This is a genomic window from Trueperaceae bacterium, assembly GCA_023954415.1.
Taxonomy (GTDB): Bacteria; Deinococcota; Deinococci; order Deinococcales; family Trueperaceae; genus JAAYYF01.
Window position 1 is genome coordinate 59,879 of record JAMLIB010000010.1, and the last position, 14,998, is coordinate 74,876.

9 protein-coding genes are annotated in these 14,998 nt (G+C 61.5%); all 9 read left to right on the top strand.

What is annotated here, in order from left to right; all coding sequences use genetic code 11:
* Window positions 1–179: 179 nt before the first annotated feature.
* Window positions 180–1,016 carry a 3'(2'),5'-bisphosphate nucleotidase CysQ gene (cysQ, locus tag M9914_12190; protein ID MCO5174936.1) on the top strand — a complete coding sequence of 279 codons (837 nt, stop codon included), beginning with the start codon at window positions 180–182 and terminating at the stop codon, window positions 1,014–1,016.
* Window positions 1,017–1,108: 92 nt separating this feature from the next.
* Window positions 1,109–2,524 carry an oligosaccharide flippase family protein gene (locus M9914_12195; GenBank protein MCO5174937.1) on the top strand — a complete coding sequence of 472 codons (1,416 nt, stop codon included), beginning with the start codon at window positions 1,109–1,111 and terminating at the stop codon, window positions 2,522–2,524.
* A gap of 152 nt (window positions 2,525–2,676) precedes the next feature.
* Window positions 2,677–4,041 carry a polysaccharide pyruvyl transferase family protein gene (locus M9914_12200; protein ID MCO5174938.1) on the top strand — a complete coding sequence of 455 codons (1,365 nt, stop codon included), beginning with the start codon at window positions 2,677–2,679 and terminating at the stop codon, window positions 4,039–4,041.
* A 189-nt stretch (window positions 4,042–4,230) separates the two neighbouring features.
* The gene (locus M9914_12205) at window positions 4,231–5,292 is read left to right on the top strand and encodes a hypothetical protein (GenBank protein MCO5174939.1); all 1,062 of its coding nucleotides are present in this window, start codon (window positions 4,231–4,233) and stop codon (window positions 5,290–5,292) included.
* 1,114 nt (window positions 5,293–6,406) lie between these two features.
* Window positions 6,407–7,645 carry a glycosyltransferase gene (locus M9914_12210; GenBank protein MCO5174940.1) on the top strand — a complete coding sequence of 413 codons (1,239 nt, stop codon included), beginning with the start codon at window positions 6,407–6,409 and terminating at the stop codon, window positions 7,643–7,645.
* The gene (locus M9914_12215; protein ID MCO5174941.1) at window positions 7,642–8,838 is read left to right on the top strand and encodes a glycosyltransferase family 4 protein; all 1,197 of its coding nucleotides are present in this window, start codon (window positions 7,642–7,644) and stop codon (window positions 8,836–8,838) included. Before M9914_12210 ends, M9914_12215 begins: the two co-directional genes overlap by 4 nt.
* Window positions 8,839–9,320: 482 nt before the next feature.
* Window positions 9,321–10,322 carry an O-antigen ligase family protein gene (locus M9914_12220; GenBank protein ID MCO5174942.1) on the top strand — a complete coding sequence of 334 codons (1,002 nt, stop codon included), beginning with the start codon at window positions 9,321–9,323 and terminating at the stop codon, window positions 10,320–10,322.
* An 80-nt stretch (window positions 10,323–10,402) separates the two neighbouring features.
* The gene (locus M9914_12225; protein ID MCO5174943.1) at window positions 10,403–11,812 is read left to right on the top strand and encodes a hypothetical protein; all 1,410 of its coding nucleotides are present in this window, start codon (window positions 10,403–10,405) and stop codon (window positions 11,810–11,812) included.
* Between the two features lie 74 nt (window positions 11,813–11,886).
* Window positions 11,887–14,976: an exopolysaccharide biosynthesis polyprenyl glycosylphosphotransferase gene (locus M9914_12230; protein ID MCO5174944.1), complete on the top strand. Its 3,090-nt coding sequence runs from the start codon at window positions 11,887–11,889 to the stop codon at window positions 14,974–14,976.
* Window positions 14,977–14,998 lie beyond the last annotated feature (22 nt).

Sequence of the window (14,998 nt, forward strand, 5' to 3'; positions counted from 1 at the left end):
CATGGACTGGGATGCGAGCCTCCAGTCTGGCGGTCTCGTTCTCGACAGGTGACCTGGCCACCATCAACTCCTCTCTGGATATCATACGGCAAAATGCCGTAGCTCTATTTGGCTAGGTGCGACTCTCCTCGACCGTTGGCCTAGCCCAGATGACACGGTGACGCGTTAGGCTAACCGCAATGACCTCAGACAAGACAACGGACTCGGACCTAGAGGCCCTACGCGCCGGCGCATACGACATCGCCAAGGCCGCCGGCGAGGCGATCCTCGCGATCTACGCCACCGACTTCGCCGTCAGTACGAAAGCGGACGCCTCACCGGTGACGGCGGCGGACGTCGCGTCCCAGGACGTGATCGAGGCGGGCCTCGCCAAGCTGGCGCCGGGCGTGCCCGTCATCGCCGAGGAGTCGCCGGCCCCGGCGTTCGAGGAGCGCAGAACGTGGCGGCGCTTCTGGCTCGTCGACCCGCTCGACGGCACCAAGGAGTTCGTCAAGCGCAACGGCGAGTTCTCCGTGAACATCGCCTTGATCGAGGACGGCGTTCCGGTACTCGGCGTCGTGCACGCGCCCGTGGCCGGCCTGACGTACACGGGCGTCGCCGCGCATGCCGGCAAGCCGGCGAGCGCCTGGCGTCTCGACGCGGAGGGCAACGCCCACCCCATCCACGTCCGCCCGCCCACGGCCGAGGGGCCGGTGCGCGTGATGGTGAGCCGCTCCCACGCGAACGCCGCGACGGCGGCGTTCATCGAACGGCTGCGCGAGAAGTACGGCGAGGTCGAGACCATCGCGCGCGGCTCCGCCATCAAGACCTGCCTAGTGGCAGACGGCACGGCCCACTTCTACGCGCGGCTGGGGCCGACGATGTGGTGGGACACCGCGGCGGCCCAGGCCGTGTTGGAGGCGGCGGGCGGAGCGATGACCGAGGCCAGCGGCGGGCGGGCGCTCAAGTACGTGGGGGATGCGTTGTCGAACCCCGGGTTCGTGGCGGCTTACACCGCTATTGTTGCCGAAACTTAGAATACGAGCAGAAACGCGCGAAGGACGTGGCATTGAGATTCACATCGCGAGCCCATGCGCGAGTACGCTCGCTCTTAGATAACCGTGGTGCCGTGAGCAAGCTTGCGGCAGGCACAGCGTTCGCGCAACTGATAACGCTCCTAAGTTCACCTCTACTGACGCGCCTATTCTCGGCAAGCGAGTTCGGCACCTTCGCGCTCTTCGGTTCCGTGATGGCGCTCGTCGCCGTCGTTGCAAGCCTTCGTTACGACCAGGCCATTGCGATCGCCGAAGATGGTCAAGAAGTCTGTAATACTGTTGCGCTCTCGCTTACCGCATTGCTGGTAATAGCTCTTCTCGTTCTCCTCAGCGCCCAAGCGCTCCTGTTCCGGCTATCTGACTCCTCGGAGTGGGCCGCGCTTAAACCGATCGGGTTCCTGATACCCATGAGCGTCCTCTCGCTCGGGGCATACAAAGCTCTAAGCGTCTGGGCAATTAGACTGAACAGATTCGACGTGATTGCCAAGACGAGCATCTGGCAGGCCCTCGGAGTCGCTCTTCTACAGGTCGCATTCGGAGCCCTAGGCCTTGGTCCTGCCGGTCTGATACTTGGTCAAGTTCTCGGTCAGTTCGTCGGTATCGCTGCCCTGTTCCGGCTTCTGCGTGCCGAGAACGGCTTCCAGGTCAGCTTCGTCTCACCACGCGGCATGCTGGCAGCAGCTCGACGATATCGCCGCTTCCCGGTCTACTCAACGTGGTCGGCACTCTTCTCAGCTGCGACCCTGAGCATCCCTATGGCCCTTATCGCTGCCTTCTTCGGTCCGGCGGTCGCCGGCTACTACTCTCTTGGCCTCCGAGCGCTTCAAACACCGACACGCACGGTCGGGAACGCTATCAGCCAGGTCTACCTTGCGCTCACGACGAGCGCCGTAAGAGATAGGCGCCTTGCCGCAGCCGTGATGCCAGCCGTAGTTAGAACGGCCAAGCTTATGGTGCCCTTCGGCTTCGTGCTAGTCATTGCTAGCCCGGCTATGACCTCCCTCGTGTTCGGACCCGAGTGGCGGGAGGCCGGAGTCTACATGCAATGGTTGGCCCCGTGGGCCCTACTTACCGTCATCATGGCCCCCTTGGCTCCTCTATTCACAACCCTAGAGCGGCAGGATGCCGGCCTGTATTTCAATGCCGGGCTACTGATCCTCCGATCCGTATCTCTGATTATCTTCGCGCATGTCACCGATCCAGTCATTGCCATCGCGGCCTTGGCCACCTTGAGCGCCCTAGCTCAAGTAGCGATGCTCGAGTGGCTAGCTGGCACCGCTGGCATCAACCGCGGCATACTGCGTGCACGGCTTCTACGCCACGTGGTGACTGCACTCCCCTTTGCCGTACCCCTAGCAGCAGCGCTGTTCTTGTTGCCACCATGGAACGACGTGGTCACCGTAATCTACTCGGCAATCTGGCTGTCGATCCACTCTATAGCGCTGCTACTAGCCAGCAAGGGCGGAGACAGACTGGCTACTGGTCCTTAAGACTGCGCGACCCGCCCGTATAGGGCAAGGAGCGACGCATGCAGGGAAGCGCCCCGACCAGGTAGGCTTTAATCCACGCCCAACTGTCTCGCGCCATAGCTATGAGTTGAGCGGTGGAGCGCCACAGGCTAAAGAAAGGCCGATAGGGAGCCATGAACGACCAACATTCCCCCCAGAACACCGTATCCGTGCTCCTAGTCAATGGCTGGTCCGACGACAACAAGGGCGATGCCGCCATCGTAGAGGGTTTCAGTCGCTCGATGTCAAGAGCCGCGGAGGCGGAAGGGCACCGCCTCGAACTTAGCCTGATATCAAACTTCTCGGGCCCAAATTCCGAGATGGGCTACCATTACAGGCACACGAAGAATGCCTACCCAGGAGGCGTATACGCCTCCCTCCTGCCGGTCAATTTGACGGTACCGTCGGGGGGTGTCGCGACCAAGGCCCTGCGTCGGGCTCTCCAACTCCTGATAGCAACGCTGCTACTCGCGCTACCACGCAGCCGCCTCATTGCTCGCTTGCTGTCCGAGCCGCAGCGCCGTACCCTGGAACGCTTCCACGGGGCTGGCGTTGTGGCCAGCAAAGGTGGGCATATCTTCGCCTCTAACGGCTCGCCCCTCTCACTAGTCGGGCTATTCTCCAACTTGTATCCGCTTCTACTGGCCCAACGTCTCTCGATTCCGACGGGAATTTACGGCCAGTCAATCGGCCCCGTCATTGGTGCTAATCACCGCAAGCTATTGAGTCGAGTCCTCAAACGCATGCGCTTCGTATATCTCCGCGAGCCGACGAGCGTCGAGTACGTTCGCGCTCTCCTACCAACCGCCCATCATACCAGACTGAAACTCGTGTGGGACACGGCTTTCGCAATCGAGAGTGCGCCGCTGCCGGAGCGTGTCACTGCGAAGTTGCCTGAGCGCTTCGTGGCTCTTACCGTCCGTCAGTGGGCCTTCCCTTTCGACGTTCCAGGCCGGCGCAATGCCTTGTATGAGGCATACCTTAGTGCGATTGCGCACGTCGTTCGCCAAGTAGTCACTGAGCTCGAGACTGACGTCGTGGTGGTTCCGCAGGTAATCGGGCCGACTGGTCTCGAGAACGACCTGACAGCGCAAGACCAGCTCAAAGCCCAGCTCGGAGAGCAGAACCGTGTCCATTACTTGCATGATGACTTTACTGCCGGCCAATTGATGAATCTATATGGAAGGGCAACCCTGCTCATCGGTACCCGCTTTCACTCAGTCATCCTCGCCCTCGCCGCCGGAACGCCAGCAGTAGCCATCGCCTATCATGGATTCAAGACGCGAGGAATCATGCAGATGCTTGGGCTGGAACAATACGTTCTAGACATCGGTGCGCTTGATCGAGAAGACCTTTGGCAACGAGTCCTTGCCGCTTATGGCGAGCGAGAAGCGTACGCCGGCTACCTGAGCAAGCGTATTCCACCTATTGCCAAGGACGAAGCCGAGACCGCGCGTCAAGTCGTCGACCTCCTTGGAAGCGAAAGGTTAAGCCCGTAGGTCATGGCGATACGTTCGGCACGGCGAGCACCTAGGGTCTCGGATTTAGCCATCGGCTTACTCGTTCTAACGCTTGTCTTCCCCTACCTGTCAGTGAGCGGACTAGCAGTGAGGATAGAGTTACTGTGGGTACCTGCCCTCTTGGTCTTAGCGATTCGTAGAGTGCGTATAACGCCACTTGTTATCGTCATGGCTGGCTTCTGGCTACTGGCAGCACTTAGCAGCCTCCTATCTTGGTCCGCTCCGGATGAGGGGGTCTTCGCACCCAGTCTCGCTCTGGGCTTCCTGCGCCCGATCTTGGTCGCGTGGCTCTTCTCGCGCCTAGGGAGCGAACGAAAGTCTGTGCTGAAGGGACTCGCTTGGTTCGTCTATCTTGCCATACCGATCGGATTATTAGGAGTCATGCAGGCCCTCAACTTCACTCCGGCAGTAGGCCTGACTGTCGACTACTTCTCGAGCGGGTCGCGCGCAGCAATAGCCAATCAACTCGTCGAGTACGGGAGGATGTCGAGGGCCGTCGGGGTGTTCGAAGCGCCCTCCTATGCCGCGGTTTACTACCTCCTGACCATCGGTACCGGACTTTGGCTCACGACCCGAAACACTGGGTCGGATGTACGACACTCACGGATTCTCCTCTTCACCGGTGTACTAGCTGCATTCGCAGCCGGCGTGCTTACTCTCTCGAGTACGTTCATAGCTGGCTTCGCTGCCATGTGCAGCGCGCTAATCCTATTTGCGCCTTGGCGCGCTCGCCTCAAAGTGATCGCTTTGGCAGTTCTGGTAACACTCGTTGCTCTACCGACGGTGGCGACTGCCATCCGTTTGAGCCCGGTAGCAGCCGGCTCGCTGCGTTACCAGTTGGAACGGCTGAGTTCGCTCGACGTCTACGCTACTCGGTTCGGCTCGTCCGGACTACTTCTTCCCACAATCGACGCTATTACAGAGCGCCCCCTCATCGGCTGGGGCTTTTTTAGTCTTCCAAACGTTTTCCTGGGAGACTCTGCATATGTGGTCTGCCTCTTCCTAGGCGGCATGATTGGAGCGATTATCTGCCTCTTGGCCCTCCTCAGTATATCCTCGGCCGCGATCCGGAATCCGGTGATCGGCTCACTAATCCTTATTTGGCTAGTTACCCTGCTCGCAACATCGCTTGGGAGTCCAGCCTTTACCATGCCACGCGTTGCTGACTGGTGGTGGGCTTTGGCAGGGATATGCACCACCGATGCCAAGAGTTGGCGGCTGAATTCGTGAAGAAGCGTGTTCTGCAAGTCTTGCCGAATCTATCCGTGGGCGGGGCCGAGACAATGGCCGTCAACTTGGCACGGGAACTGAACCGCGAGGACTTCGAACCCTTTTTGCTTTCCCTATACCCTCCGGTCGGGTCCGTTCTAGAGGCAACGCTTGCTGAGGCAGGCGTGACCGTTATTCACCTGCATAAGCGCAAGGGGCTAGACTTGCGCACCGCTCGTGACTTAGCACGCACTGTGCGTGAATTACATCTCGACGTAGTACATACGCATCTTCGGACCCTCTCCTACCAGTTATGGAGTCAGGTGAGTGACCGGCGTCCCGTGCGCGTGCACACCGTTCACAGCGTCGCCACACGCGAGGCGGGTCGGTTTGGCCGGGTCCTGCAGAATGTAGCGTTGCGGCTTGGTGCCACGCCCGTCGCCATAGCCGAAGAAGTACGTGCAACCATATCGGAGGTCTATGGGCGCGAAGCCCCCATCATCCCAAACGGCATCCCTGTGACGCTTTACGCGCGCTCAGAGGTAGAACGCGCCGCCATGCGTAACGAATTCAGTATCGGAGAGGACACTCTCGTACTCATAAGCGTCGCGAACCTTCACCCTAGCAAGAACCATGCTGGCCTGATAACGGCATTTGCACGAGCCCGAGGCTATATTCCGCGCAACACTAGGCTCATGCTCGTAGGGGAGGGTACCCAACGCGCAGCCCTGGAACAGCAGATCACTACGGAAGGGCTCACAACGCACGTAACGCTCCTAGGGTCGAGAGCAGATATTCCTCGCCTGCTCTCGGGCTCGGATATCTTCGTGTCCGCCTCTCTCGTTGAGGGCAACCCGCTGTCTGTCATGGAGGCTATGGCAGCCGGGCTACCTACCATCGCGCCGAGAGTAGGTGGGGTGCCAGAGCTAATTACCAACGGCTGCGACGGGCTGCTCGTGACACCTGGCGATATAGAGTCCCTAGCGAATACGATGGTCGATGTCGCCACCGACGGAGCGCAAGCACGCCGGCTAGGCACGTCGGCAGCTGCTACTGCGAACGAGCGGTTCACGATAGGCGCAATGGCGCGGTCGTATGAAGAGCTTTACCTGAAACTTATCCAACGGAGCCGGTCGTGAACCAAGGAACCGCACGCGTGGCATCCGATGAGGTGAAGCTGCTCGTCCTAACACAACAGTTCCCATTCGGGCGAGGAGAGGCCTTTCTGGTGCCAGAGGTACGAGAGCTTGGCACTCGGGTGCAGACGCTCTACGTAGTACCGCGCTCCCCAACCACGGTTATTCACGACGACGCCAAACCGTTCGAGACTGTTGCCGTCAGGCAACCCCTGTTGTCGCTAGAGGTCGTGAGTACGGCGCTCCGGCTGTTCCTCGCACATCCCATCGCTGTTTGGCGCGCGGCAAGCGTGGTGCTCCATTCACGCAGCCTGGGAGTGTTCTTACGGAACGTCTGCGTCTTACCCAAAGCGTTCTGGATCACCAAACTAATGCGGGATCGTGGGGTTACACACCTTCATTGCCATTGGGCAGCCACAGTTGGAACCATGGGTCTAGTTGCTCACCGCTATACAGGGATACCGTGGAGTCTTACGGCTCACCGCTGGGACATCGTCGAAAACAACCTTCTCCGCGAGAAGACCGATAGCGCTACGTTCGTGCGCTTCATCTCGGATAGTGGTGTAGCGCTAGCCGACAAGCACTTGGCGCCTAATGCACATGTCATCGTCACCCATCTGGGGGTCGACGAACAGCCGCGTGCCGCCCAGCGCCCAAACAATGCCGAGTTCACGCTCTTATGCGCTGCCAACCTCATCGGACTCAAGGGACATCGTTACCTTTTCGAAGCGGTGGCCAGGTTGATGGCCGACGGTGTAGCGGTGAGACTTCTCGTCGCAGGGACTGGTCCGTTGGCCGCGGAACTGGCGCAACTGGCCGACCAACTACGAGTCAAGAAAGTGATAGATTTCCTAGGCGTTGTGCCACATGACAAACTTCTTGCCATGTACGGAAGGGGAGACGTCGACGCGGTAGTGCTTCCAAGCCTGGACCTGGGCGATGGCCGGCACGAAGGGATACCCGTGTCTCTCATGGAGGCGATGAGTTTCGGTATCCCTGTAGTCTCTACCCGTACGGGAGGTATCCCTGAACTCGTCACTACGGATACCGGACGCCTGGTGCCCCCCGCCGACGCGGCTGCCTTGGCGGCAGCTATTCGCGAGTTGCACGCCGACCCTACCGCACGCGCGGAGATGGGCACTCGCGCCCAGGCGCGAGTGCAAGCGGAGTTCAGCGCTAAGCGGAGCGCGGCTGAGTTGCTGGCACGGATCAAGTCCGAGAAGGGGGGGAAGCTATGAGCAAAGTGGTGCTCTTGGCACCCAACTACTGGCCAGAGTCAAACGCCGGCGCTAAGCGAATCACAGCGTTGGCGCGCTTCCTCGCAACGCGCGGCTGGGAGGTCACCGTCCTCACTCTCTTGCCCCATCATCCCCAGAACGAAGTCTATCCCGGCTATTCTGGGCCCACTCCAAGGCATGAATACGAGGCTCAGGTGCGCATCGTACGCTTGCAGCCTTGGCTGGTCCCAAAGGCCAACCTAAAGCTGCGACTCGCCTCCGAGTCGCTCTTTGCGATCAAAGCGCTGGGCTTTCTGTTGCGCGAGCCGTTCGATGTCATATTCGCCTCCAGCCCCTATATGTTCCTCGGTCAGACGGCTCACCTCGCCTCGCTTATCAGGGGTCGCCCATTCGCTTGGGACATCCGCGACCTAATCTGGCTGTATCCGCGTGCGGCCGGTAAGCGAACGCTTGGTACCGACCTCGCGCTCGGGTCTTTGATGCGATTCACAGCGCGTCGTGCTCACCTAATAACAACAACAACCGAGAGACAATTGGAGTATTTCCTGCCCTTGAAGCATCGCAACAAGGTCATAGCAAACGGGGTTGCAACCGAGCTCTTCGATTCACTCTCCAAATTGCCGACGCCCTTCGCCGACACCAGTAAGCGCCCCCTGGCCGCTTATGTAGGCCTCTTCGGGTTCAATCAGGAACTTGAAGTCGTCATAGACACAGCCCGCCTAATGCCCGAGACGGACTTCCTGCTCGTTGGTGACGGCCCAGAACGGGAGGCCCTCGTCAAGCGCGCCAATAGCCTTTCCAACGTGAGCTTCCTGCCTTATCAACCGACTGAAAAGCTACTGGACATCTACTCCAATTGTGATATTTTAATCTCGCACATAAGACGCAATCCTACAATGCGTAGTGTGCAACCCGCCAAAGTGTGGGAGTACCTAGCTACGGCGCGCCCTGTAGTTCACGCGGCGGAGGGCGAGTTAGCGGATATGATCGGCCAGCGTAACCTCGCCTACGTCGTGACCCCAGGTGATCCGGCCAAGCTAGCAGCCAGCCTACGCTCCGTCATGACTCGGCGCGATGACGCCGTGGCCACCGGCGTTCGAGGTCGCAGCTTCATACGAGAGCACCGCATCCGAGAGCACGTCTTCGAAGCGTTAGAGGCCGAATTGCAGGCGCTTACGAGCGGTGGCACCTGAAGGCCGTGCGCAGATTGGACGGGCGGTCCCTCGCGGTCATGTCGGCGTTGTTATGGCCGCCGCTTGCGACGTCATTGATGTTCATGAAGCCAAGGGCGGACCAGGGTGGCCGCCTTGCAGCTACAGTACGCGGAGCACTGCTCGCTTGGTCACCGCTTCTCTTGCTATCGGCCACCCGTGTCATGAGCAACGACTGGTTGTGGTTGGCCGGTTTTTCATTGAGCGGCGTCATCTTCTTTGCCGCAGGGGCGCGTCCACCACGGCCAACTCTGTCACTTGGCTTAACCCTGGCACTTTCTATCGGACTAGTGGCAAGTGTCGCTGAGCGGTTCGCCGATCACCGAGGATGGTACTCGTACTCCACCGACTCGAACACCGTGGGTAGACCTCTAGCGTGGTTGCAGGGCGTCACAGTCCTCACGGCTGATGCATCGGCTAGGAGCTACGGCCAGTACTGGACCCTTCCAGCGGGAGTAAGTACCATGCGCTTCGACGTAGAACTGAGGGCCACAGACTTGCTGGACAGCATCTCGCGCACTACGGCCGAGATAACGCTCAACCCGGGGCGTGGTGTCAGCCCCACACCTGTGTTTGAGGTGGCGCCAACAAAAGACTGGACTCAGCATTCGATGGAGTTCACCGTGGCCAGTTCTACTCAGGCGACGCGGCTAGCCATAATCGCCCGCCTGGAGCCGGGCTCGAGCTTGGAAATAAGGAACCTAAGGCTCACGGCAGACACCGTAACCTTGGAGCAACGACCAGCGTCAGAACGCGTGCGCCTATGGTTCACGCACCCCAACACGGCTGGGCACGTCTTCGCCTTCGCCGCCATCGTGGCACTCGTCAGCGCTGGCTCGTTCGGATCCGCCCTGCTGCCAGTCGCGTTCGCCACCGGCACCATATTGATGACCGGGAGCCGCACGTCCCTCCTCGCGTTACTCACAGCTGTCCTCGTGTATGCCATCGGGCGCCTCCGGCGACGCCACACCGTGGCGGTCTTCGCTCTTGTGCTCGTGACCGCACTGGCCTTCATCATCGGCGGCATCGGCCGACTCACCTCCATCGGCGACCTCCTGCGCGACGGCAACAGTGTGAGCCGCAGCGAGATCTGGCGCTTCTCGCTTGACCTCGTCTCCGAACGACCATTGCACGGTTGGGGGGAGAGCGGCTTCGTGGAACGCTGGAAGACGATCAAAGAGTCACAGGGTGTCCCAGCCGTCGATCACCCGCATAACCTCTTTCTCGCCTTCGCTGCGGCCTACGGCCTGCCTGGACTACTAGCCTTGCTGGGAACGCTTGTCTTGGCCTTCAGACGCAGCTGGCACCACGACCTAGGAAGCGCTCTAGCTGTGTTGACGACTCTACTCATACTCAACAGTTTCGATTACACACTCATCGACCCCCATGTTCTCGCATTGCTCGGTTTATCGCTTGGCGGCCTGCTACCGGCAACCGATGAACCTCGGCTTCCAGCCGGCAGTTAATATGCTTTCCGTAGTCACAGATTCAGGATCAGCTTTGGACTTGAAGTGGTCACCGCTGGTCTAAGGGTAGACTACCTTCTATGGTCGCCTTACCGCGGGTTACCGAACAGATCAATCTCTTTGAAGAAGTTGTTATAGATCGCAATCGCCTCATAGTTAAAATTAGTAAAAGGTTACATCCCAAGTACGTCATTGCGCCGTTTTTTGTGGAGTATCCCGAATCGGTCGCCTTGCACGAAGTCCCGCAGACCACCCTCCTGATCCCCGCCCTATTCAATATCGCTCCAGTTGTGTGGCTATCGGGACTAACCTTCACTGTGGATGAAATTGACGAGGCGGCGCTACATGCTCTCAATAATGTGAGGCAAGTTTTTGAGAAGATGTATCCAACAGTCAATTGGCGGGGCAGTGTCATTGCACAACATCACCAACAAGTTAGTAATGGCTCGACGTTAGCAAAGCCACCGGGGCAGGCCGAAGACAATTCTCGCGGACTGTGGTCACAGCTCACGGAATCCGCTGTTCACAAAATCGTGCTCTTCAGTGGCGGTCTAGATTCGGTCTGCACCTCGATCCGACATCGCGATTCCCGGCAGATACTGATGTCAGTATGGGGAGCAGATATTCGACTAGATGAGGATAAGAAGTGGTCTACTGTTCATACTAGTATAGCAGATTATGCTAAGCAGTTCGGACATGATGTAGCCTTCGTAAAGTCGAACCTACGAGAATTCCTAAATGCCGACTATCTCGACAACGCCAACGCTCCAATCTCCAACTGGTGGGGTCTAGCGCAGCACGGACTCGGCTTGACAGGGTTGGCCGCACCCTTGGCAGCACTGCACCGAATCCAGGAAGTGCTCATAGCCTCATCTCATACCGCCGACTTCGACGCACCATGGGGTTCGCATCCTACTATCGACAACAAGATTGCTTGGACCGGAACTCGGGTACATCATGATGCATTTGAATTGTCGCGCCAGCAGAAACTGGCCCTCTGTGTCGATGACAACAATCGTCACGCAATTGCGCCGCTCCAGCTACGCGTTTGCTACTCTGCTGCTAGCCAAGCGGGTGAGAACTGTGGCGTATGTGAGAAATGCCTGCGCACCGCAGCAGGTCTAGTAGTGCTTGGCGAAGAACCCTCTCACTGGGGCATGCCGGTGGCGGCCAATGAAGCAGTCGAGCGCATCATCACTGCATTTTCTATACGACGTTTCGAGTTGGGTGACAATGGGGTGTTCATGTGGCAAGACATCCAGCGAGATGCCAAGCGACGAGTCGAGCCCTGCATCACTGACAGCAACCTTCTGCAAGCAAGAACTAAGCTCGTGAATTGGTTCGCCAATGTAGATTTCCGCGTCATGACCCAAGAACACCCCCCGAGAGGTGGAGTCACTAGAAGGCTGAAGCGCTTCCTGAAGGTGCATTTCCCCGGCAGTGTCGCCGTCGCTCGGCGTATGCGTAAGCGCCTTGGTGCCACACATTAGCGTTGTGGCTCAGGGTGAGACTGTACTCCGAGCCGACCCGGACCCGACTGCGACAAGGTTGTAGACTCCACCAGATGGCCGCCTTGCATAGCACCAGCCGTATGCAGCGAGGCGCGGCGTTCCTGGCCGGCGTCAGCTTCGCGGCGGTGCCGGCCGTAGGTCCGTTCATCGCCATCGCCGCGATCTTCGCGGGCCGTTTGCAGGTGCAGCGGGCGGACACCTGGTGGTGGCTGGCCGGACTCCTGCTAGGGGCACCGTACCTGCTCACGGGTCATCCCTTGGAAGGCGCCCTCGCCAGCACGCAAGTGCTGGCGGTCTGGCTCATCTTCCGGTCCGCGACGGAGTTCAGGCGCAACGCGCGCAGCGTCACGGTGTCGGAGGACATAGGCGCCGGCCTCGTCGTCGGCCTCGTCATCACGCTGGTGTTCGGGCTGAGGCAGATCAGCGCGTTCCGCTTCGACTTGGCTCAGACCTTCCTCGACGCCATCGCCTGGAACGTCCACCCGGCCATCTTCGGGCACGCCATCCTCGTGCTCTCGGCGCTCCTCGCCATCGTGGTCCCGTCCCCGCAACTGCGGGTCATCTCGCTCGGTATCGGCGCCGTGGGGGTGATCGTGTCGGGGGCCGGCGAGGCCGTCTGGGCTTGGCTGGCGATCGCGCTCGGCCTCCAGTTCGTCGTCAGGCGCGGCACGACCCTCACGCGTGCCGCCGAACGGCTGCTCATCGCGGTCATGCTGCTCTTCGCCTTCGGAGTGCCTGCCAGGCTGGGGCTGGGCACCACCGGCCTGCTCACGGACTTCGCTCCGCAGAAGGACGCCGTCAACGAGTTCCGAGGCACGGAGCTGGCCAAGGGCGACTGGTGGGTGACCCTTGGCGTCGCGTTCACGACGCGTGCCGTCACCGTGGCGGGAACGCCGAGGACGGCGTTCGACGTCCGCAAGACCTCCACCGAGTCGTGGTCCCGCCTGCAGCAGGTGGTCACGTTGCTGCCCGGAGAGACCTACACGCTCAGCGCCGCCATCCATGCGCCGGAAGGGGCCCGCCCCGGGTTCGACGGGTGGGGCCGGGAAGCGGTCGGACAGACGGCGGCCAACCTCGGCACCGTCCTGGAGAACGAGGTCCACCGCACCACGGCGACGGGCCCCATCACCGTGATCTCCTCGAGCGCCCTGGAGCTGGACGGAGGCTGGGTCCGCACCGCCGTCACCTTCCGTTTCGAAGGCGAACGGCCGCTCACCTGGTACGTCGGCGTCGTGCCGGACCGTTCGAGCGGCACGGGCGTGACGACCTCGTTCGCCGAGTTGCAGCTGGTGAGCTCGTACGCGTTGCTGCCGTACCGACCCGGGCCGGCCGCGCGGGGGGTCACGGACCTGCGCACCTCGCGCCTGCCCATCTGGCGCGACGCGCTGGAGGCGGTGAGCGCCAAGCCGCTCCTCGGCTGGGGGCCCGGGGGGTTCCCGCTGGCCGTCACGACCCTGCATCCTGACGAGACGCTGCTCCGGCCGGTCGCCGCCCACGCCCACAACTCGTTCCTCGCAGTCTGGGTCGACCGCGGGCTCATCGGCCTGCTCGGCCTCGTCGGCCTCTTCGCCCTCCTCGCGCTGCGCGCCGTGCAACAGCGCGACCAGCCCGCGGCGGCCGTCCTCTTGGGCGTCCTCATCCTCAACCTCTTCGACGCCACCCTCCTCTCCGGCGCCGTCATCTACCCACTGGCCGCCGTGCTCGGCTGGCGCGCCGTCGGCCGGCGCGAGGTGGCCGAGGCGGAGACGGGGGTCGGCAGCGCCACGGCCGTGCGGCTCGGACTGGCGCTGGCGGACGCGGTCGCGGGGGCGGGCGCCCTCTCGCTCGGCATGTACGTCGCCGGGCACTTCGACCCCGGCATGTCCCTCGCGGTCGGCTGGCGCCTACCGCTCGTCTACGCCACGCTCGCGTGGCCCGCGGTCGCCGCCGCGGCCGGGCTCTACCCCGGTTACGGGCTCCCCTCCTACCGGCAGTTGAGCCGCTCGGTGCGGGCGGCGTTCGCGGCCGCCGTAGCCGTCGGCTTCATCGCCCTGCTCCTGCCGGACGTGTTCGGCCTCACGGCGCCCGTGTTCTTCGTCGCCGTGCCGGCCGCCACGGCGCTGGCGCCCGTGATCCGTTTCGCGGCGCAGAAGGCCCTCCAGCGGCTGAGGCTCTGGGGAAGGCCGGTCGTGGTCATCGGCACGGAGCCGGCCACGGGGCAAGTGACGCGTCATCTGCTGGCGCACCCGGACATCGGCCTACATCCCATAGCCGTGTTCGGCGAGCGTGGAAGCTGGCCCGATGCCACCGTAGCCGTCTCCGGGACCCTCGAGGAGGCATGGAAGTATATCGACACGAACGAAGTCCGTCACGCGATCATCGGCCCAACCGCAGCCAGCTCCGCGGCCTTCGACCGAGTCCTCCTCCAACCCGGCAACCGCCTCAAGTACGTACAGTTCCTGCCCGATCTACGTGGGCTGCCCACCAACTCCGTGGTAGCCACGCCCCTGGGCGCCACCCTGGGGCTCGAGGTCCGCAACCAACTCGCGTCGGGCACTAACCGCGCCGTGAAGCGCATAACCGACTTCCTTGGCGCCAGCCTCCTCCTGCTCGTGCTTGGCCTGCCTCTGCTCGTCGTCGCCGTCCTCATCCGCCTGGATTCACGCGGCCCGGCCCTCTACCTTTCGCCGCGCATCGGCCGTTACGGCAAGGCGTTCGCCTGCGTCAAGTTCCGCACCATGCACGTAGATGCCGACGAGCGGCTCCAGACGCTCCTGAGCGAGCACCCGGAGCTGCGCGAGGAGTACGAGCACTTCCACAAGCTCGAGAACGACCCCCGCGTCACGCGCGTCGGACGCGTGCTGCGGCGCGTGTCCCTCGACGAGCTGCCCCAGCTCCTCAACGTCATGCGCGGCCAGATGAGCCTCGTAGGCCCTCGCCCGTACATGGAGCGCGAGCGCAAGGAGATGGGCGGCGAGCAGGACATCATCTTCCTGGCCCGCCCCGGCATGACGGGCTACTGGCAGACGGAGGCGCGCAACGACGTAAGCTTCGCCGAGCGCCAGGCCATGGAGGCGCACTACGTGCGCAACTGGTCGGTGTGGTGGGACGTCGACATCCTCCTGCGCACCCCGGCGGCCATGCTCGACAGAGCGGGGAAGTGACACGAGAGCCTGAGCCCACCGC